Origin of the sequence: Aromatoleum evansii (assembly GCF_045689615.1) — a bacterium.
GTDB lineage: Bacteria > Pseudomonadota > Gammaproteobacteria > Burkholderiales > Rhodocyclaceae > Aromatoleum > Aromatoleum evansii.
The window spans coordinates 5,387,077-5,407,429 of record NZ_CP141259.1; the positions used below are offsets into that span (position 1 = coordinate 5,387,077).

A 20,353-nucleotide genomic window follows, 5' to 3' on the forward strand; every position below is an offset into this window, starting at 1 on the left:
AACCTCAGTCACCGCCCGCCTCGCCGATCAGGTAGCCCAGCCCGCGCAGCGTCGTGACCACCGCGCCCGAACCCTCGAGCTTCTTCCTCAGGCGATGCACGTAGATCTCGATCGCCTCCGGGCGCGCCTCCTCGTCGAAGCTGAACACCTTCTCGAACAGCGCCTCGCGCGCGAGCGGCCGCCCCTGGCGCGCGATCAGCGCCTCCAGCACCGCGAGCTCGCGCGGCGTCAGCGCCAGCGGCTTGCCCTCGACCGTCGCGAGGCGCGAGCCGAGGTCGAACTCCAGCCGGCCGATCCTGACGCTCGGCACGAGGTTGCCCGCCCGGCGCAGCAGCGCCTTGATGCGCGCTTCCAGCTCGGTGAGTTCGAAGGGCTTGGGCAGGTAGTCGTCGGCGCCGAGGTTGAGCCCCTTCACGCGATCCTCGGTCGCGCCGCGCGCGGTGAGGATGATCACCGGCGTCGTCCGCGTCGCCTCGCGCCCGCGCAGCCGCCGCAGCACCTCCAGGCCGTCCAGGCCGGGCAGCGACAGGTCCAGCACGACGAGGTCGTAGGGCTGGGTGAGCAGTGCGTGGTCGGCGTGGTCGCCGCGCCTCATCACGTCCACGGCGTAGCCCGCCTGCGCGAGGGCCTTGGAAACCCATTCCGCGAGTTCGGTATGATCCTCTACGAGCAGCAGGCGCATCGGCTGAAAGTGATTCGAAAGCTGTTGGACGGATCATCGTGCCGCAAATGCGCGCGCCGCGCAAAAAGCCGCAAGGACCCTGATTGAGCCCTCTCCTGCTCCACCTGCCCCGTTTGCTCCGCACGCTCGCACTGCTGTTCGCGCTGCCGGCCGCGGGCGTGCACGCGGAGCCGGCCGACCCGCTGTATGCGGCGGCGGTGCGCGAGGGCCGCGTCGTCATCCACGCCGCGACCGACGAGCGCATCGCGCGCCCGCTGATCCGCGCCTTCGAGCAGCGCTACCCGGGCGTGCGCGTCGAGTACGTGGATCTCAACAGCGGCGAGCTGTTGCGGCGCTTCCTCGACGAGTTCGCGCGCGGCGAGCACGCCGACCTCGTGTGGAGCTCGGCCGTCGATCTGCAGGTGAAGCTGGTCAACGACGGCTACGCCCAGCCCCACCGCTCCGCCGAAACGGCAGCGCTGCCGGAATGGGCGGTGTGGAAGAACGAGGCCTTCGGCACCACCTTCGAGCCGGTCGCGATCGCCTACAACCGCAAGCTCCTCGCCCCCGCCGAGGCGCCCGCGACGCACGCCGAGCTGCTGCGCCTGCTCGCGCAGCAGCCCGAGCGCTTCCGCGGCAAGCTCGCGACCTACGAACCCTCGACCTCCGGCCTCGGCTTCATGCTGCACACGCAGGATGTGCTCGCGAACCCCGTCGTGTTCTGGAAACTCGCCGAGGCCTTCGGCCGCACCGGCACCGCAACGCTACCATCGACGACCGAGATGCTCGATCGCATCGCCTCCGGCGAAGCGCTGATCGGCTACAACGTGCTGGGCTCCTACGCGCTGCTGCGCGCCGCGGACGACCCCGCGATCGGCGTCGTGCTGCCGCGCGACTACACCCTGGTGCTGAGCCGCGTCGCCTTCATCGCCCGCGGCGCACGCCACCCGAACGCCGCGCGCCTGTGGCTCGACTTCGTGCTGTCGCGCGAGGGCCAGCAGCAGCTGGCACGGCATCCCGGCTTCTTCTCGGTGCGCGACGACGTGCCCGAGGACACCGCGGCTTCCGAGCTGCGCCGCCAGCTCGGCGGTGCCTTCCGCCCGATCCCGATCGGACCCGGCCTGATGACCTACCTCGACCAGATCAAGCGCCGCGACTTCCTGCGCAAATGGCATCACACGGTGTTCCCCGCCCCCTGACAGGCGGCTGAAACCACTCCTCCATCCCTCCCGCCCATGACGACGCCCCGTTCCGACGGCGCGCGGCCCCGTTTTGCCGCGCCGCTCCTGACCCTCGCCCTCGCCACCGCCGCCGGCTTCGCCGCCGCCGTCGTGAAGCTGCCGCTGCCGTGGATGATCGGCCCGCTGTTCGCGGTCGCCGCATTACGCCTCGCCGGACTGGAACTCGTCGCCCCGCGCCCGGCGCGCCATGCCGGGCAGTGGGTGATCGGCACGACGCTGGGCCTCAACTTCACGGCGCCGGTGGTCGCGCAGCTCAGCCTCAACGCGCCGCTGATCGCGGCGATCGCATTCAGCGCGGTCCCGGTCGGCATGCTGTGCGCGTTGCTGCTGCGCCGGCTCACCGGCGTCGATGCGGCGACGGCCTTCTTCTGCGCACTGCCCGGCGGTGCCTCCGAGATGGCGACGCTCGCGGAACGGCGCGGCGCGTCGGCCGAGCGCGTCGCGACCGCCCACGCGCTGCGCATGATGCTGGTCGTCGCGGTGGTGCCCTTCGTGATCGTGCAGGCCGGCGCGCACGGCAGCGACCAATGGACACCGGCGGCCGCGAAGGTGGAGTGGCTGCATCTGCCGCTGCTTCTCGCCACCTCGCTCGCGGGGGTGGCGGCGCTGCGCCTCGCGCGCTTGCCCAACGCATGGATCCTCGGCGCGCTGGGCGGCGTCGCCGTGGCGAGCGCATTGGCGCTGCCGCTGTCGGCGCTGCCACGCTGGCTCGTGAACGCCGGCCAGCTCCTGATCGGGGTGTCGCTCGCAACGCGTTTCTCGCCCGGATTCGTGCGCAGCGCGCCGCGCTTCATCCTCGCCGCGACGGCCAGCACCGGCCTGTGCATGACGACGCTGGCGATCCTCGCCGGGGTGCTGTCCTGGGCGCTGCAGGTGCCGCTCGCGACCGTCGTGCTCGCGGCCGCGCCCGGCGGCGTCACCGAGATGAGCATCACGGCCCAGGTCCTGCACCTGGGCGTCCCGCTCGTCACGGCCGCCCACGTGCTGCGCGTGATCGTGCTGAGCCTCAGCGCCCCGGCGGCGTGTCGTGTGTTCGAACGCTGGGCGACGCGACGGGCAAGCGCGGAACGCTGAAGCCCGGATCCGGCCACGATGGATCTCCCTCCCCTTCAAGGGGGCGAGGACGGGGTTTCGCGAAGCATCGCTTTGCGCCGACCGAGCGGGCTGGCTGTGCAAAGCCCGCCCTCCGGACAGAACGAAAAACCCCCGGCACCACGCACCGCGATACCGGGGGAAAACACGCGCGGGGCACGCGCGAAGAGGAGAGGGTGTGCGCGCTCAGAACTTGTGGCGGATGCCTGCCATCACGACGCGCGGATCGTCGCCCGCGTCCGGCGTGAGGTTGCCGAGCGCGTAGTTCGCGTCATCCTTGTTGCTGAGCTGCGAGTACGCCGCATACAGGGTCGTGCGCTTCGACAGGTCGTGCATGTAGTACGCCGACCAGCCGTGCGCATCCTCGGCGGCGACGTCGTTGCGCTCGTCGCGTTTCGCGTAGCTGAGCGCGATGGTGTCGGTGCCGGTGACGCGGATCTCGGCGCCGATGTCGAAGGTGCGCGCCTTGCCGCTGCCGATCGAGCCGCTTTCCTTGTCCTCGGTGTAGGCGAGGTAGGGTTTCACGACGCCGAAGTCGTAGGCGAGGCCGCCGCCGCTGGTGCGCACGCGCCCGCCGGTCGCATCGCGATACACGCTCTGCGTGACAAGCGAGGCCGACAGCGGACCGTTCTTGTACAGCGCCGTGATGCCGTGGCCGTTGCCTTCCTTCATCGCGTCGCCGTTGCCGCTCTTCTCGCCCAGCCAGTAGCCGAGGTCGAACTCCAGGCCGGCGAAGCTCGGCGAACGGTACTTCACCATGTTGTCGAAGCGCGTCTCATAGGCCGGCTTGATGCCGCCCGTCTTGCGCACGAGCAGGCCCGGGCTGCGATCCGCTGCACCGGTCGCGTCGAAGGGGTCGATCGCGACGAAGGCCGGCGAGTACTGGCGGCCTAGGGTCAGCCGGCCCCAGGTGGCGCTCTCCAGGCCGACGAAGGACTGGCGCCCGAACAGGCGGCCGCCCTGCTCGGCGGTGCCGGTCGAGGGATCGAAGCCGCTCTCCAGCGTGAAGATGGCCTTCAGGTCGCCGCCCAGGGATTCGCTGCCCCGGAATCCCAGGCGCGAGCCGTTCAGCTCGCCGTGGTCGACGCCGACGCGCTTCTTGTCGCCCGCCGATTCGCGCGCGAGGTTCAGGTCCAGCAGCCCGTAGATCGTGACATTGGCAGGCGCGGATTGGGCCAGCGCGGCGAACGGCATGGCGACGGCCGCCGCGATGGCCGCGGCGATGATTTTCTTGTGCATTGTGCTCCTCCGGTGAGTCGGATGTTTCCGATCCCGGCCGCTCCAGCGCGGCCCGGGTGGAGGGCATTCAACTCAAAGTCGCTTTCAGTCTGCTTTCTTTCGCCGTCAGCGGGAGGCTCAGCCCTGCGAAATGGAGAACATGCGCCGGTACAGGCTGGGCGAGACCTTGGTCGCCCGCTCGAAGATCCGTCGGAACGAGCGCGGGTCGGCGTAACCGACGCGCTCGACGATCTCGCCGAAGTCGAGGTCGGTCGATTCGAGCAGGCGCTTCGCGCCTTCCACGCGCAGGTCCTGGATGTACTGCTTCGGCGAGCAGCCCAGCACCTCGCGGAAGCGCCGATTCAACGTGCGCGGCGTGGTGGCCATCTCGGCGGCCAGCTGCTCCACCGAGAGCGTCTCGCGGACATGCGAACGGATATGGCTCTCCGCACGCAGCACGAGTTCGTCCTGATGCGCGACGCGCGCCTGCAGCGTCATGTAGGGAAACTGCGAGTCGCGCTTGGCATGGATGAGCAGGACCTTGGCGCAGGACAGCGCGAGCGCGGGGCCGCCGAAATGCTCGACGATGCGCAGCGCGAGGTCCAGGCAGGCGGTGAAGGCGCCCGAGGACAGGATGCGACCGTCTTGCGTGACGAGCTCGCCCTCGCGGAAATCGACACGCGGATAGCGGGCGCGAAAGAGCTTGCCGAGCCACCAGCTCGTCGTGGCCTTGCGGCCGTCGAGCAGCCCGGACTCGGCCAGCACGAAGGCGCCGGCGCAGCTCACGGCGACAACGCGGCCGCCCTCGTGCTGGGCGCGCAGCCAGGCGCCGCAGTCCTGCGCCAGCGAGGCGATCTGCTGCATGAAATGGGCGACGTCGCCGGTGAAATGCAGGCCGGGAATGAAGACCAGGTCCGGCGCGGGGACGCTCGCCGGCGAACCGCCGACGGCGATGTCCAGCCCGCCCATCGCGACCGGCGCGCGCCCGTCGGGCGACACGACGCCCCAGCGGAACAACGGTTCGGCACGCGGGTCGCCGCGTGCGCCGTAGAGGTTGGCGATATCCAGGACTTCGATCAGCGACGCGATCGCCGAGCCCTGGCAGCCGTCGTAGGCGAGCAGCGCGACGGTCTTGCAGCCAGTTGTCCGATTCGGCCCGGTAATTGTCATTTCCGCCCCTGTCGTCACGAAGTCCGGGGACGCACACTGCCCTGCATCGAGGCCGCGACGCGGCACCCGGGCCCCATCACCCCTACACGGAGGCGAGCATGCGTACGGAAACCGATTCTAGTCTCGTGACGGTCGCGCGCCGCGAATTTGTCGAACTGCCCGAAGGACGCATCACCCGCCTGCATTGCGTCAGCGGCCTGCTGTGGGTCACGGAGCACGGCCGAAGCGGGGATCTCGTGCTGCGGCCGGGACAGTCGCACACACTCGAGGGTGGCCGCAGCGGGGTGGTCCAGGCTTTGCAGCCGTCCACACTGCGGCTCCACCCGCAGCCGCTGCGCCCGACCCGGAGAAACGCCGTTGAACCCCGGTGCAAGCCGGACATAGGGGATGTTCCCGGAGCGGCGAGGACTGTCTGAGCGTCGGCCCTGTGTTTGTAGAAAGGCATTGGCAGGACGGCGACAGGAAACGGCTGCCGTGCGTCCTGCGATCACGAATCCGGAAAAAATACAGGGCCGGCCGGGACCGGCCCCGAAAGGTGACACGAGGAGTGATGGTTCGCCTCTGCGGCAGGCGGTCTCCCGCCCCGGAGCCCGTCGAGCGGGCCCCTATTGTCTCCTCCATCCTCCAGCCTGTTGTTCGTCGCGCTGGCGCAAGGCAAGCGTCAGGTCCGTCCCGAAGATCCCCACCCTGCGCGGAGAGGAAGACAGGAGACCGAGCCTGCAAGGACAGCGGCTTCTGCCGCCTTATTGCAATGGATGTGCCACATTCGTTAAGTAACTGATTTTCATGTATTACAGAGACTGGAGGGGGTTGCGTGCGGCCACGTGCGCGCACGCCACGCCCCGAGATGGCGCAACACGGCGATCGCGTGCACCAAGACCGTGCGGGGCGCGGGACTCAACGCCGCCAGAACACCGGCGTCATCACCACCAGCAGCGTGAAGATTTCCAGGCGACCAAGGATCATCGTGAAGGCCAGCACCCAGGTCTGGAAGTCCGTCAGTCCCTGGTAGTTCGACGCCGGGCCGAGGGCGCCGAGGCCCGGGCCGGTGTTGTTGAGGCATGCGACCACCCCCGAGAAGGCGGTGATGATGTCCAGCCCGGTCGCGGTGAGCAGCAGCGTCAGCGACACGATGGTGACCATGTACATGAAGCTGAAGCCCAGCACCGCATGCAGGATGTCGTCCGACACCGGCTGGCGCCGGATGCGCACCGGATGCACCGCCTGCGGGTGCAGCGAGCGCACGATCTCGCGGAACACCTGCTTGTACAGGATCATCGCGCGCATCATCTTGATGCCGCCGCCGGCCGACCCGGAGCAGGCGATGAAGCTGCCGAGGAACAGCACCCAGATCTGCGCGAACATCGGCCACAGCGTGTAGTCGTAGGTCGCCAGGCCGAGCGAGGTGGAGATCGACACGACGTGGAAGGCGACGTAGCGCAGCGTGCTGAGCAGGTCCTCGTGCGCATCGAACTGCATGAGGTAGGCGGTGAGCACGGTAATGCTCAGCGCGAGCGTCGCGAAATAGAAGGGCAGCTCGGGGTCGGCGAGGTAGGGCCTGACGCTGCGGCGCGCGAAGGCGAGGTAGTGGGTCGCGAAGTTGAGGCCCGAGAGCAGCGCGAACACGATCACGATCACGTCCACCGGCACGCTGTTGAAATGCCCGAGCGACGCATCCTTGCTCGAAAACCCCCCCAGCCCGACGACGCTGAAGGTGTGGATGATCGCCTCCCAGCCGTCCAGCCCGGCCAGCCACAGGCTCGCCGCGCAGGCCACGGTGAGCAGCGAATAGGTCAGCCACAGGCCCTTCGCGGTCTCGGCGATCCGCGGCGTCAGGCTCTGCTCCTTCATCGGCGTCGGCACCTCGACCTTCATCAGCTGCCGCCCGCCGATGCCCAGCAGCGGCAGGATCGCCACCACCAGCACGATGACGCCCATGCCGCCGATCCAGTGCATGAAGGTGCGCCACAGGTTTATCGACACCGGCAGGTGCTCCAGTCCCACCAGCACCGTGCCGCCGGTCGCCGTGAGCCCCGACACCGCCTCGAAGTACGCATCGGTCACCGACAGGTCGGGGATGAAGTCGAGCAGCGGCAGCGCGCCGAACACCGGCATCACGATCCAGGTCAGCGCCACCAGCAGGAAACCGTCGCGCGTGTGCAGGTCGCGCCTGCGCCCGCGCGTGGGTAGCCACATCAGCAGGCCCGCGGCGAAGGTGATGAGTACCGCGTGGTCGAAGGCGACGGTGGCGCCGTCACCGGTGAACCACGACACCGCGAGCGGAAAGAGCATCAGCCCCGCGAACAGCATCACGATCAGGCCCAGTGCGTTGAGCACCGGGTGGGAATCCGCGCGCCATCTCATAGGAAGCCGAAGCCCACCTGGAACAGCTTCTCCACCTGGCGCACGAGCTTCTTGTGCGTACAGAACACGATCACATGGTCGCCGCTGTCGACCACCGTGTCATGGTGCGGCATCACCACCAGGCGGCGCGCGACCTTGCCGTCGGGCCGCATCTCGTCGCGCACGATCGCGCCGATGGTCGCGCCCTTCGGCAGTGCGATCTCCGCAATCGTGCGGCCGACCACCTTGGATTCCTTGCGCGTGCCGTGCGCGATGATCTCCAGCGCCTCGGCCGCGCCGCGTCGCAGGCTATGCACCGCCACGACGTCGCCCTGGCGCACGTGCTGCAGCAGCGAGCCGATCGAGGTCTGGGCGGGCGAGATGGCGATGTCGATCGGCCCCCCCTGCACCAGATCGACGTAGCTCCTGCGGTTGATCAGCGCCAGCGTGCGGTGCGCCCCCATGCGCTTGGCGAGCGACGCGGACATGATGTTGTCCTCGTCGTCGTTGGTCAGCGCGAGGAACATGTCCGCCTCGTCGATGCCCTCGTTCTCGAGCAGCTTCTCGTCGGTCGAGTCGCCGCGCAGCACCAGCGCCCGATGCAGCTGGCTCGCGAGGACGTCCGCGCGGCGGCGGTCGAGCTCGATGACCTTGACGTTGTGGTCGTCCTCGATGGCACGCGCCAGGCGCAGGCCGATGTTGCCGCCGCCGGCGATGATGATGCGGCGGATTGGCCGGTCCTCGCGCCGGATCTCGCGCATCACCTGGCGGATATGCACCGACGCGGCGAGGCAGAACACCTCGTCGCCGGGCAGGATCATGGTGTCGCCCTCGGGGATGATCGCCTCGCCGTCGCCGCGGTAGATCGCCGCGATGCGCACCTCGACGTTGGGCATGTGATAGCGCAGCGCCTTCAGCGGGTGTCCCACCAGCGGCCCACCCTCGAACGCGCGCACGCAGATCAGGCTCAGCACCCCGCCGGCGAACTCCATGACCTGCAGCGCCTCCGGAAAGGCCACCAGGCGCTTGATGTAGTCGGTGACGACCTGCTCCGGGCAGATCGAGAAATCGACCGCGAAGTTGTCGTCGTCGAGCAGTTCCGGGTGATCGACGAAGTCGCTCGAACGCAGGCGCGCCACCCGCGTCGGCAGGTTGAACAGGGTCTTCGCAACGCGACACGCGCACAGGTTGGTCTGGTCCGACTGCGTCACCGCGATCAGCAGGTCGGCGTCGTCCGCGCCGGCCTCGCGCAGCACCGTGGGCGAGGCCGCATTGCCGATCACCGTGCGCAATTCGAGGCGGTCGCGCAGCACCTCGAGCTGCTCGGCACTGGTGTCGATCAGGGTGATGTCGTTGGCCTCGGAAACGAGGTTTTCCGCCACCGACGCGCCGACCTGGCCCGCCCCCAGGATGATGATCTTCACCGGTGAGTCGCCCCGAACATTAAGGAAGCCCGATTCTACGCGAGCGGCCGACCTGCGCAGCGCGACTGTTGCACGGCCGCGTCAAATGCCCTGCGCCGCGCTCAGCTTTCCTCGCTGCGCCGGCTGCCGTGCAGGCCCAGCTGCTTGAGCTTGCGGTACAGGTGCGTGCGCTCGAGCCCGCTCTTCTCCGCCAGGCGCGTCATGTTGCTGCCCTCGAGGCGCAGGTGGTGCTCGAAGTACAGGCGCTCGAAGGCCTCGCGCGCCTCGCGCAGCGGCTGGTCGAGCGACACCGCGACCGCGCCCTCGGTGGCGGGGATCAGCAGCTTGCGCACATCGGTCAGCGCGATCTCCTCGTCCAGCGTCCCCAGCGCCAGCGACTTCACCGCCGCACGCAGTTCCGCATAGCCACCCGGCCAGGGCTGGGCGCGCAGCGCATTCAGCGCCGCGGTCGAGAAGTGGCGGCGCGGCACCTCGCCGGCCTCCACCAAATGCAGCAGGAGTTGCGCGCCGATCTCCGGCAGGTCGTCGCGCACGTCCGCGAGCGACGGCGGCGCCAGGCTCACCTCGAACAGGCGCACAGCCAGGGCCTCCTCCCAGCCTTCGCGCACCAACGACTCCAGCGTGTGGTCGGTCGCGACGACCAGGTGCAGGTCGTAGCGCTCCAGCCGTTCCAGCGCGAAGGCGAGGTTCTTCTGCTGCGTGCGCGACAGGCGCGCCAGCTCCGGGACGAACAGCACGCCGCCCTGGCAGGCCTGCAGCTGGTTCACGTCCAGCGCCGCCGACACGGCGGCCAGATCCAGCCACGGCGACGCCTTCGGCTGCACGCTGCGCGCGGCGAGTTCCGCGATGCTGCCCTGCCCCACGCGCAACAGCAGCACGCGCGAATTGACCACCACCTGCTGCACCAGCCGCGCCAGCTCGCGCAGCGGCGCCGAGCGCGTGAAGGCCGCGAGCGTCAGCGGCGCCGGCGCACCGGGGGCGGCCGGACGCTGCAGGCCGCGCTTCACCGCAGACAGCAGCTTCTGCAGGCCGATCGGCTTCTCCAGGTAGTCGATCGCGCCGATACGCGTCGCCTCGACCGCGGTGTCGATCGTGCCGTGTCCCGACATCATCACCACCGGCATGTTGAGCTGGCCGTTGGCCGACCACTCCTTCAGCAGCGTAATGCCATCGGTATCGGGCATCCAGATGTCCAGCAGCACCAGGTCCGGGCGCCGCGCATTGCGCACCGCGCGCGCGGCGGCCGCGTTCTCCGCCAGCACCACGTCGTGCCCCTCGTCGCGCAGGATCTCCGACAGGAGTTCGCGGATACCGACTTCGTCGTCAACGATAAGTATGTTTGCCATCTGTCACTAATCACATTTCCGCGGAAGCGAGGCGCAGCCGGATGCGCACCTCGGCGCCGCCGGTTTCGCCGTTCAGCAGGCGAACCTCGCCACCATGTTCGTCGATGATCTTCTTGACCATCGCCAGACCCAGGCCCGTACCGCGGCTCTTGGTCGTGAAATACGGCTCGAATGCGCGCGTCAGCACCGGCGCCGGAAAGCCCGGCCCGTTGTCGCGCAGCTGCAGCGCCACGCGGTCGCCCTCGACACGCGTCGTCAGCGTGACCACGCCGTCTTCCTGCCCGGCCAGCGCATCCTCCGCGTTCTGCAGCAGGTTGTGGATCACCTGCCGCATCTGGCTCGCGTCGCCGGCTACCGGCGGCAGGTTGCGGCCGAGCTCGGCGCGGATCATCACCGGCGAACTCTCGTACAGGTTCAGCACCTCGCCGACCAGCGCATTGAGGTCGAGGCGACCGAGCACCGGACTGGGGAGCTTCGCATAATCCCGGAAATCGTTCACCATGTTTTTCATCGCCTCGACCTGGTTCACGATCGTGCGCGTCCCCCGCTCCAGCACCTCGCGGCCCTCGTCGTCGAGCCGGTCGGCGAGCTTGTACGCGAGCCGCTCGGCCGAGAGCTGGATCGGCGTAAGGGGATTCTTGATCTCGTGCGCGAGCCGGCGCGCCACCTCCGCCCACGCGGCGGTGCGCTGCGCCGCGATCAGGCGCGAAATGTCGTCGAACACCACCACCAGGCCGCCGCCCGAAGCCTGCGGCAGACGCGCGCCGTGGATCAGCAGCGTCTGCGTCGCGCCTTCCTGCGACACCAGCTCGAGCTCCTCGTGCCAGTCGCCGGCGTTGTCGGCGAACCCGCGCACCAGCGCGTCGCGGAAGCCGTGATGCTTGGGCCACTGCGCCAGCGTGAGCTCCTCGTAGCCCTCCAGCTCGTCCTGCAGGATCGCCATCGCGCCGGCGTTGGCCGCGCGCAGCTTGCCGTCGACGGCGAAGGCCAGCACCCCGGTCGACAGGTTCGCCAGCACGCTCTCGAGATAGGCACGCGACGACTCGACCGCGGCCCGGTTGCGCTCGGCGAGATCGCGCGCCTCCACCAGCTGGCGCGTCATGCGGTTGAAGGACTGCGTCAGCACCCCCAGCTCGTCGCGCGCCGGCAGCGCCTGGCGCGGGCTGAAGTCGCCCTGCGCGACCGCCTGCGTGCCCTCGGCGAGGATCAGCAGCGGTGCGGCGAGCCGCCGCGACAGCACGAAGGCCACCGCGACCGCCGCGAGCAGCGCGACCAGCAGGGTCAGCGTCAGGGTCAGCGTGTAGATGCGGTTCAGCCCGGCGCGGCCCAGGGTCAGCTGCTGGTACTCGCGGTAGGCCTCCTGCACCGCCTCCGCGTTGCGCACGAACGTTTCGGGCACCGCCTGCATGAGCTGCAGGTAGTGTGTATCCATGTTGAGCGTGCGCGAGGGGATGGGCACCACGACGCGGATCGTCAGCCCCTCGCCGGCGCGGCTGTCGACGACGTGGAAGCGCTGCGTCTGGCGCGCCTCGCGCAACTGGGCGGAGCTGGGGAGCTCGGGGATGAGCCCGCCGAGGCCGTCCGACACGGTCGCCACCACCTGCCCCGACGGACCGATCACGGTCGCGCTGCCGACGCCCGCCTGTTCGCGCAGGCGATTCAGCAAAGTCGGCGGAATCGGCTCGACCCCCTCGAGATCGAGCGCCATCTCGCGCGCCTTTTCGCTGACCTGGCTCGTCAGGTAGTCGAGCGCATTCTGCCCCAGCGCGATGCCGCCTTCGAGCGCCGAGTCGACGCGCACGTCGAACCACGACTCGATGCTGCGCACGACGAACTGCAGCGACACGGCATACACGACGAAGCCCGGCACCAGCGCCATCAATGCAAACATCAGCATCAGGCGGTACTTCAGGCGCGAGCCGAACTGGCGCGTGCGGTACTCGCGCCACAGGCGGCGCAACTGGAAGGCGACCAGCCCCAGCAGCGCGACGACGATCGCACCGTTGATCGCCAGCAGGTAGGGGTAGCTCGCAGCGAACAGATCCGTATTCGCGGTGGCGGAGGCGAGCAGGAACAGCGAGATGCCGGCGATTGCGGCGACGACGACGAGGAGCGCGCGCTTCATGGATTGCCGCCTGCCTGGAAGGTCCAGCGTTGCCAGTCGGTGGCGAGATTCCAGTCGCGGCTGCCGATCGCGGTCACCTGGAAGGGCTTGGGCAGCAGGCTGGTGTCGAGCTGGAAGCGCAGCGCGGCACGATAAATCGTGCCCGCCTTGAGCTCCCCTGCCGGCACGATCAGCCAGTTGCGGATGCGCTGCATGGTGCGCACGGCCGACTCCAGGGTCTCGAAACTCTGGTGAAAGTTGCCGACCGACAGCCGGTAGCTGCGCGCGATGGCGTTGTACGTGAGGCGGAAATTCAGCGCGCTCTCGGCGACGACCTCGTCCAGCCAGTACCAACGGTCACGCTCGACGACGAACTGCGCGCTGAAGTACAGCGACACGCCGCGATTGACCGCCTCCACGAGGCGCGGATTGAGCTCGAGGTCGATGTCGGCATTGACCACGTACCCCTCATCGCCCGCCACGATCTCGGCGTGGTCGATGCGCCCCTCGGCCAGGGCCGCTAGCGGCACCAGCAGGCACAGCGCGAGCGCTGCCAGACTGCGCTTGAGGCGCTCAGGCACGCTTGGCGAGCAAGGCATAGTAGAAGCCATCATGATCGGCGCCGGGCAGGAGCTGACACTCCGGCCGGCCGTCGATTTCCAGACGCAGCGCATCCGCATGCCGTGCACAGAAACGCTCGACCTGGCGCGCGTTCTCCTCGACGAACACCGAGCAGGTCACGTACAGCAGCTTGCCTCCCGGCGCGAGGGTGGGCCACAGCGCGTCGAGGATCTCCGCCTGCTGCGCGGCAAAACGCGGGATGTCGTCGGCGCGGCGCAGCCACTTGATGTCCGGATGACGGCGCGCGACACCCGAGGCCGAGCACGGCACGTCGGCGAGGATGCGGTCGAAGGGACGGCCGTCCCACCATTTCGCGCGCTCGCGGCAATCGGCGGTACGCACCTCGCCCGTGAGGCCGAGGCGCGCGAAGTTGTCGACGATGCGGCGGCTGCGCACCGCATCGAGTTCGAGCGACAGCAGCTCGACCGCAGCGGTCTCGAGGATGTGTGCGGACTTGCCGCCCGGCGCGGCGCAGGCATCCAGCACGCGCTGGCCCGGAGCCAGGTCGAGCCAGCGCGCCGCCCACTGCGCGCCGCCGTCCTGAACCGACACGCGGCCCTCGGCGAAGCCCGGCAGCGCCGCGACGGCGACCGGCTTCGCAAGCACCAGGGCGTCGTTCCCCAGGCGCCGGTGGGCAAACCCGGCCGCGTCCAGCTCGGACGCGTAGGCATCGACACTGCCACGCAAGTGATTGACGCGCAGCCCCATCGGCGGCCGTTCGTTGCCCGCCGCGAGCGCCGCCTCCCAGCCCTGCGGAAACGACGCGCGCAGGCGCTCGACCCACCACGATGGATGGCGGTAATACGCAGACTGGTCGGCGTCCAGCTCCGCATCGAGCTCGGCTGCGTTGCGCTGGCGATTGCGCAGCACGCCATTCACCACCCCCTTCAAGGGTGCCATCATCGCGGCGGCGGCCTCCACCGCCTGATTCACGACGGTGTGCGCCTGCTCCGGCCGCGTCTCGAGACGATGCAGCGCGACCAGCAGCAAGGCGTGGATCGCCTCGGGCAAGGGCTTGTGCAGCAACTGGCGCAACACCGCATCGCCGCGCCCGTAATCGCGCAGCGTACCCCACGCCAGGTCGCGCACGGCACCGCGCGTCGCGTCGGGCCACTCCGCATGCCGCGCCAGCATCGCCTCGAAGGCATCGGTCAGGTTGGCGCCCGCCCGCACGGCCTCCACCAGCTCTGCCGCACGGCTCAGGCTGAACGCCAGACTGTCGGCCGGTAGCGCGGAAGCGGGCCGTTCGGGGCGCGGAGTTCGGTTCGATCTGTGATTCTTCAAAACTTGGGACTCGCTCGCGCAAATGCTCAGGCGAGCAGTTCGCGCACAAAATTCGGCTGGGCGAACTGCCCGGCATGGATCTCGCCATTGTAATACCGCAGGCCCCCAATCCCCCGGCGAGCAAGCTCCGCATCGATCGCCGCGGCCGAACACATCTGCGGATCCACACGGTCGGACGCGCACGCAAGCCCCCACAGGCCCCCGTACAGCGGAACGTACATGAAGTACGGCCGCACGATCGCGAAGCTGGCGCGCAGGCGCTGCACCACAGCGCGCACCTGCTCCCCCTGCAGCCACGGCGCGCCCAGATGCAGCGTCACCGCCCCCTGCCCGCCCAGCAGCGCGCGGCAGTCGCCGAAGAAGGGCTCGCGGTACAGGGCGGCCGCCGGCCCCTCGCCCGGCTCGGTGAGGTCGAGCACGATCAGGTCGAAGCGCTCGCCCGCCGCGACCGCGCGACGCACGTAGTCGAGGCCGTCGCCGATGTGCAGTTCCGTGCGCGGATCGTCGAGCGCTCCCTGATGGATCACGCCCAAGTGGCGGCGCGCCAACTCGACGACCTTCTCATCGAGCTCCACCACCACCACGCGCTCGATCCCGCGATGCCTGAGCAGCTCGCGCGCCGAACCGCCATCGCCACCTCCGACCACCAACGCGCGACGTGGCGCCGGGTGACTGAGCGCCGGCACGTGCACCAGATTCTCGTGATACACGAACTCGTCACGCTCGGCGCTCATCAGGCTGCCATCGAGGCGGAACAGCTTGCCGAAGGTCGGGGTGTCCCACACCTCGTAGCGCTGGTAGCGCGACCGACCCGCTTCCAGCAAGCGCGCCCCACGACAGTAGAAGCCGAAGTGCGGGTCGAGCTCCTCGACCAGCGCGTCCGGGCCTTCCTCGTCCGTCTGTCCGTTCATCCGCCCCCCGCTCATCACCTCATCCTCGCACGCCTGTTTCACGTGGAACAATCGCCGCGCTCACGCCAGGCGCACGACGAGGTCGTACGCCATCTTCCCGATCAGCACGCACAGCACGCCCAGAAACATCCTGCGCACGAAGCCCGCCCCGTGCCGTATCGCGAGCCGCGACCCGAGCAGCGCGCCGCACAGGTTGCACAGCGCCATCACCCCCGCGACCTTCCACAGCAGCTCTACCGAACTGGCGAAGAACGCGATCGCGGCGACGTTGGTCGCGACGTTCAGGATCTTCGCGCTCACCGAAGCACGCAGGAAGTCCATCCCGAGGAATCGGACAAACAGGAAGATCAGAAAGCTCCCCGTGCCGGGCCCGAAAAAGCCGTCATAGAAACCGATCACCGCGCCGATCGCCAGCGCCAGCATCACGGGCCTGCGCCCGTCCGCGAGCCGGTCGCCGCCGGTGCCGAAGTCCTTGCGACGGAAGGTGTAGATCGCCACGACGATCAGCAGCCCGAGCACCAACGGGCGCAGCAGCTCCGGCGACAGGTAGGCGACCGTCTTCGCGCCGAACCATGAACCGATGAAGGCCGCGACTGCTCCCGGCAGCGTCACCCCCCAAGGGATCGCCACCCGTCGTCCATACTGTATCGCCGCGCTCGTGGTGCCGACCACGCTGGACAGCTTGTTCGTGCCGAACAGCGTCGCCGGACTCGCACCGGGGAAGGCCGAGAACAAGGCCGGGATCTGGATCAGCCCCCCGCCGCCGACGACCGCGTCGACCACCCCGGCGAAGAAAGCCGCCGCCCCGAGGGCGATGAAAAGCCATTCAGCATCGAGCATCGCGTTCGTGTTTCACGTGGAACATCGGCACTGGCCGCACAACCGCCTCGGCCATGCAAGCTGCATTATTTCGGAGCACTGCGCCTCACTTGCCGATGCAGAAGCGCGAGAAGATCACCCCGAGCAGATCGTCCGCCGTGAACTCGCCGGTGATCTCGCCGATGCGCTCCTGCGCCTGGCGCAACTCCTCGGCGAAAAGCTCCAGCGCCGCGCTCTGCAGCTGAGCCGCTTCGACATGGCCCAGCGCGGCGCGCAGCGCCGCCAAGTGGCGTTCGCGCGCCAGCACCACATCCTCGCCGTGCGCGTGCCAGCCGGCCACGCGCAGCAGCTCCGCACGCAGCAGATCGACGCCCTCGCCGCGCTGCGCCGACAGGTACACCGCCACCCGGCCCTCGGCCTCGCGGCGCTCCGGCGCCATCCCGCACAGGTCGATCTTGTTATGCACGATGATGCGCTCGACCTCGGCCGGCAGCGCCGCGTCGATCGCCTCGTCCGGCTCGCCCTCGCCGCTGCGCGCATCGACCATGCGCAGGATCACGTCCGCGCGCCCGATCTCGCGCCATGTGCGCTCCACTCCGATCCTCTCCACCGGGTCCTCGGTGTCGCGCAGCCCGGCGGTGTCGATCACGTGGATGGGGATGCCCTCGATCGCGATCGTCTCGCGCAGCGCGTCGCGCGTCGTGCCGGCGATCTCGGTCACGATCGCGCGCTCCTCGCCGGCAAGGCAGTTGAGCAGGCTGGACTTGCCGACGTTGGGCCGACCCACCAGCACGACGTTCATGCCGGTGCGCAGCAGCGCCCCCTGGCGCGCGCGGTCCAGCACATCGACCAACTGGCTGCGGATGCCTTCGAGGCGCTCCAGCGCGCGCGCCTTCTCGAGGAACTCGACCTCCTCCTCGGGAAAATCCAGCGTCGCCTCGACCAACATGCGCAGGTCGATCAGCGCGTCGGTGATGCGGTGCATCTCGTCGGAGAACGCCCCCGACAGCGAGCGCAGCGCAGAGCGCGCCGCGGCGACCGTCGAGGCCTCGATGAGGTCCGCGACCGCTTCCGCCTGAGTGAGGTCCATCTTGCCGTTGAGGAAGGCGCGACGCGAGAACTCACCGGGCTCGGCCAGGCGCGCGCCGAGCTCGACGCAGCGCGCGAGGAGCATCTGCATCACCACCGGTCCGCCGTGCCCCTGCAGTTCGAGCACGTCCTCGCCGGTGAACGAGTTCGGCGCCGGAAAGTACAGCAGCAGCCCCTCGTCGATCGCGCGCCCTTCGCCGTCCAGAAAACGCGCGAACCCCGCAGTGCGGGGTTCGGGGGTCTTGCCGGTAAGCGCCCGCGCCATCGGCACGAGCGCTGCACCCGACACGCGGATCACGCCGATCCCGCCGCGACCGGGTGCGGTCGCGACGGCGGCGATGGTATCAGGCAGGCTTTGCGCCGGACTTTCCACCTTCGATCATCCTCGTAATCTGCCACTGCTGGGCAATCGACAGCGTGTTGTTCACGACCCAGTACAGCACCAGGCCGGACGGGAACCACAGGAACATGAAGGTGAACACGATCGGCATCGCCAGCATCACCTTGGCCTGGATCGGATCCGGCGGCGTCGGGTTGAGCTTGGTCTGGATCAGCATCGTCGCGCCCATGATGATCGGCAGGATGTAGAACGGATCCTTCGCCGACAGATCCTGGATCCAGCCCAGCCACGGTGCGTAACGCATCTCGACGCTGCCCAGCAGCACCCAGTACAGCGCGATGAAGACCGGGATCTGCACGAGGATCGGCAGGCAGCCGCCCAGCGGGTTGATCTTCTCCCGCTTGTACATCTCCATCATCTCCTGCTGCAGCTTGACCTTGTCGTTGCCGTACAGCTCCTTCAGGCGCTGCATGCGCGGCCCGAGCACGCGCATCTTGGCCATCGACTTGTAGCTCGCCGCCGACAGCGGGAAGAAGGCCGCCTTGATCAGCACGGTGACCAGGATGATCGCCCAGCCCCAGTTGCCGGTGAGCTTGTGGAACCACGACAGCACCCAGAACAGCGGCGCCGCGATCACCGTCAGCCAGCCGTAGTCGACCACCAGGTCCAGGCCCTTGGCGATGCCTTCGAGCTTGTCCTGCTCCTGCGGACCGGCATACAGGCGCGTCGACACCGCGCCCTTCTCGCCCGGCGCAACCGCGGCGACCGGCAGGATCAGGCCCGACGAGTACAGGCCGTCGCCGACCTTGCGCGCGAAGAACTCGCGCTCGACCCCTTCCTGCGGCAACCATGCGCTGACGAAGTAGTGCTGCACCAGCGCCACCCAGCCGTCGTTCGCCTTCTTCACGAACTTGGCCTTGCCGTTGTCGATCTCCTCGAACTGCACCTTCTGGAACTTCTCGGCCTCGCTGTAGAACGCCGGGCCGGTGAACACGCTGACGCCGAAGCCCTCGACCGATTCCGCCGGCTTGCCGTCGCGCGTCATCTGGAAATACGCGTGCGCGTTGAGCGGGGCGCCGCCGCCGTTGGTAATCTCGTAGGAGACATCGACGAGGTAGCTGCCGCGGTGGAAGGTCATCAGCTTGGCCACCTTCACGCCGTTCTGCTCGGGCGCCTCGAGGCGCAGGGTCAGGCTGTCCTGGCCATCCTTGAGCACCTGCTCGCCGGCCGGCAGCGCGAACACCGTCTTGTGGCTCGGCAGGTCGTTGCCGATCAGGCCCGATTGCGCGGCATACAGGTGCTCGGCGCCGTCGTCGAACAGCACGAAGTTGCGCGACGCGTCGGTCTTGGACTTGTGCTGGGCGAGCTCGAGGCGGACGATGCTGCCGCCTTCCGCGGACACTTCGGCCGTCATCACGTCGGTGCGCACCGTCACGCGCGGGGCGTTCGACGCGGCAGCCTTCGCTTCCGGCAGCGCCGGCACGCCGGCCATGCTCGCGCTCGGGGTCGGCACCGCACCGGGAACGGACGAACCCGGCGCCTGCTGCTCGGCCACCGCCGCGGTCGGCGCAGGGGCGGGACGATTATGCTTCTGCCAGCCGTCCCACAGCATGATCACGGCGAAGGAGAAGATGAGGAAGAGTATCAGTCGACGCTGGTCCATCGGATTCTTATGTTCTGGAAGAGTCAGGGAACGGGATCATACCCGCCCGGATGGAATGGGTGGCAACGGCCCACCCGCTTGAACGCCAGCCACCCGCCCTTCAGGGCGCCATGGCGCTGGACGGCCTCGGCCGCGTAGTCGGAACAACTCGGATGAAAACGGCAGTTGCGCCCCAGCATCGGGCTGATCGCGTACTTGTACACGCGCAGCAGGCCAAGGAGCAGCGACTTCATCATGGCCGCAGGCGCGCGAAGAGCAGCGCGATGTCTTCGTTGATCATCGCGCGCGTCGCATCCCTGACCGGCGCGTGCAGGCGCACGATCAGGTCGTGATGGGGGAGTACCGCACGGATCTTGCGAAACTGTTCGCGCACGATGCGTTTCACCAGGTTGCGCACATTGGCGCGTTTCGCCAGCTTCTTCGCCACCACGACGCCGAGGCGCGCCGTGCCGAGTTCGTTGGGACGATAATGAACGACGAAGAAGCGTCCCTTGATCGCCCGCCGAAAAGCAAAAACGGATGAATACTCATCCGTTTTGCGTAATCTGTAGGCGCTGAGGAATCTCTGATCAACGCCCGACGGGCTGCTCACCTCAGACGGCGAGGCGATGACGGCCCTTGGCGCGACGAGCGCGGATGACGGCGCGACCGCCACGGGTCTTCATGCGGACCAGGAAACCATGGGTGCGCTTGCGACGGACGACGGAAGGCTGATAGGTGCGTTTCATTTCGGTTGGCCAGTGAAAGGGTCAAACCGCGGATTTAATTGGATAATACCCTGTTTGTCAAGCACAATTTTTAACCCGGGCTGTGGATAACTCTGGCCTGCGGGGGTAGAATCGAGCGTTTCCTTTCCCGCCCGCCCCCGCGCACCGCCGATAACGGTCCGTCGCGCGCCGCCGGCAGCCGGGATGCCCCCGCAACACACTCGCGCCGCCGTTGCGCCTTGTCGCTGCCATCCATCGCAGCGGCCGGCCGGGACGAGGCGTTATTGGAAATCGTGTCACAAGCCCTAGCCTTCGAGTCC

The 20,353-nt window shown here is 68.6% G+C and carries 19 protein-coding genes; 3 read left to right on the plus strand and 16 right to left on the minus strand.

Annotated features, from left to right (window positions below; all coding sequences use genetic code 11):
* Nucleotides 1-4 precede the first annotated feature (4 nt).
* Nucleotides 5-682 carry a response regulator gene (locus tag U5817_RS25200; protein ID WP_169132245.1) on the minus strand — a complete coding sequence of 226 codons (678 nt, stop codon included), beginning with the start codon at nucleotides 680-682 and terminating at the stop codon, nucleotides 5-7.
* 83 nt (nucleotides 683-765) lie between these two features.
* On the opposite strand from U5817_RS25200, the gene U5817_RS25205 reads away from it, so the two are divergent.
* Together U5817_RS25205 and U5817_RS25210 are read left to right on the plus strand one after the other, a co-directional pair.
* Entirely contained in the window at nucleotides 766-1,860 is a 1,095-nt protein-coding gene (locus tag U5817_RS25205) for an ABC transporter substrate-binding protein (protein WP_407279264.1), read from the plus strand.
* Between the two features lie 36 nt (nucleotides 1,861-1,896).
* Nucleotides 1,897-2,976, plus strand: a complete 1,080-nt coding sequence (locus U5817_RS25210) for an AbrB family transcriptional regulator (RefSeq protein WP_407279265.1) — start codon at nucleotides 1,897-1,899, stop codon at nucleotides 2,974-2,976.
* Nucleotides 2,977-3,180: 204 nt separating this feature from the next.
* Here the strand turns inward: U5817_RS25210 and U5817_RS25215 are convergent, their stop codons facing one another.
* Both U5817_RS25215 and U5817_RS25220 read right to left on the minus strand, forming a co-directional pair.
* A complete protein-coding gene (locus tag U5817_RS25215; protein ID WP_407279266.1) occupies nucleotides 3,181-4,233 on the minus strand; it encodes a porin in 1,053 nt (350 codons plus the stop codon).
* 117 nt (nucleotides 4,234-4,350) lie between these two features.
* The gene (locus U5817_RS25220) at nucleotides 4,351-5,382 is read right to left on the minus strand and encodes a GlxA family transcriptional regulator (protein WP_407279267.1); all 1,032 of its coding nucleotides are present in this window, start codon (nucleotides 5,380-5,382) and stop codon (nucleotides 4,351-4,353) included.
* Nucleotides 5,383-5,480: 98 nt separating this feature from the next.
* Between U5817_RS25220 and U5817_RS25225 the strand changes: the two genes are divergently transcribed.
* A complete protein-coding gene (locus U5817_RS25225) occupies nucleotides 5,481-5,798 on the plus strand; it encodes a DUF2917 domain-containing protein (protein WP_169132459.1) in 318 nt (105 codons plus the stop codon).
* 481 nt (nucleotides 5,799-6,279) lie between these two features.
* On the opposite strand, the gene U5817_RS25230 is transcribed toward U5817_RS25225, so the two are convergent.
* The 13 genes from U5817_RS25230 to rpmH all read right to left on the minus strand — a co-directional run bounded on the left by U5817_RS25230 (nucleotide 6,280) and on the right by rpmH (nucleotide 20,054).
* On the minus strand, nucleotides 6,280-7,746 hold the full coding sequence (locus tag U5817_RS25230) for a TrkH family potassium uptake protein (protein WP_169132460.1): 1,467 nt from the start codon (nucleotides 7,744-7,746) through the stop codon (nucleotides 6,280-6,282).
* Nucleotides 7,743-9,149: a Trk system potassium transporter TrkA gene (gene trkA / locus U5817_RS25235; RefSeq protein WP_169132461.1), complete on the minus strand. Its 1,407-nt coding sequence runs from the start codon at nucleotides 9,147-9,149 to the stop codon at nucleotides 7,743-7,745. Before trkA ends, U5817_RS25230 begins: the two co-directional genes overlap by 4 nt.
* Nucleotides 9,150-9,250: 101 nt before the next feature.
* Nucleotides 9,251-10,495, minus strand: a complete 1,245-nt coding sequence (locus U5817_RS25240; RefSeq protein ID WP_169132462.1) for a sigma-54 dependent transcriptional regulator — start codon at nucleotides 10,493-10,495, stop codon at nucleotides 9,251-9,253.
* A 10-nt stretch (nucleotides 10,496-10,505) separates the two neighbouring features.
* Entirely contained in the window at nucleotides 10,506-12,620 is a 2,115-nt protein-coding gene (locus U5817_RS25245; RefSeq protein ID WP_407279268.1) for an ATP-binding protein, read from the minus strand.
* Entirely contained in the window at nucleotides 12,617-13,198 is a 582-nt protein-coding gene (locus tag U5817_RS25250; RefSeq protein ID WP_407281131.1) for a DUF4390 domain-containing protein, read from the minus strand. Before U5817_RS25250 ends, U5817_RS25245 begins: the two co-directional genes overlap by 4 nt.
* Complete coding sequence (gene rsmB, locus U5817_RS25255) at nucleotides 13,173-14,504, minus strand: 16S rRNA (cytosine(967)-C(5))-methyltransferase RsmB (protein ID WP_407279269.1); 1,332 nt, start codon at nucleotides 14,502-14,504, stop codon at nucleotides 13,173-13,175. Before rsmB ends, U5817_RS25250 begins: the two co-directional genes overlap by 26 nt.
* 26 nt (nucleotides 14,505-14,530) lie before the next feature.
* Nucleotides 14,531-15,415 carry a polyamine aminopropyltransferase gene (gene speE / locus U5817_RS25260; protein ID WP_407279270.1) on the minus strand — a complete coding sequence of 295 codons (885 nt, stop codon included), beginning with the start codon at nucleotides 15,413-15,415 and terminating at the stop codon, nucleotides 14,531-14,533.
* A 60-nt stretch (nucleotides 15,416-15,475) separates the two neighbouring features.
* Nucleotides 15,476-16,255 (minus strand): TSUP family transporter, encoded by a 780-nt coding sequence (locus U5817_RS25265; RefSeq protein ID WP_169132466.1) that lies wholly within the window; start codon nucleotides 16,253-16,255, stop codon nucleotides 15,476-15,478.
* Between the two features lie 85 nt (nucleotides 16,256-16,340).
* Complete coding sequence (gene mnmE, locus U5817_RS25270) at nucleotides 16,341-17,696, minus strand: tRNA uridine-5-carboxymethylaminomethyl(34) synthesis GTPase MnmE (protein WP_407279271.1); 1,356 nt, start codon at nucleotides 17,694-17,696, stop codon at nucleotides 16,341-16,343.
* Nucleotides 17,668-19,326, minus strand: coding sequence for a membrane protein insertase YidC (yidC, locus tag U5817_RS25275; RefSeq protein WP_169132468.1), 1,659 nt, complete (start codon nucleotides 19,324-19,326; stop codon nucleotides 17,668-17,670). Before yidC ends, mnmE begins: the two co-directional genes overlap by 29 nt.
* A gap of 23 nt (nucleotides 19,327-19,349) precedes the next feature.
* Nucleotides 19,350-19,559, minus strand: a complete 210-nt coding sequence (yidD, locus tag U5817_RS25280) for a membrane protein insertion efficiency factor YidD (RefSeq protein ID WP_211167340.1) — start codon at nucleotides 19,557-19,559, stop codon at nucleotides 19,350-19,352.
* Nucleotides 19,559-19,981, minus strand: coding sequence for a ribonuclease P protein component (rnpA, locus tag U5817_RS25285; protein ID WP_339380127.1), 423 nt, complete (start codon nucleotides 19,979-19,981; stop codon nucleotides 19,559-19,561). The genes yidD and rnpA overlap by 1 nt, the downstream gene beginning before the upstream one ends.
* Entirely contained in the window at nucleotides 19,920-20,054 is a 135-nt protein-coding gene (gene rpmH, locus U5817_RS25290) for a 50S ribosomal protein L34 (protein ID WP_002926183.1), read from the minus strand. The genes rnpA and rpmH overlap by 62 nt, the downstream gene beginning before the upstream one ends.
* Between the last annotated feature and the right edge of the window lie 299 nt (nucleotides 20,055-20,353).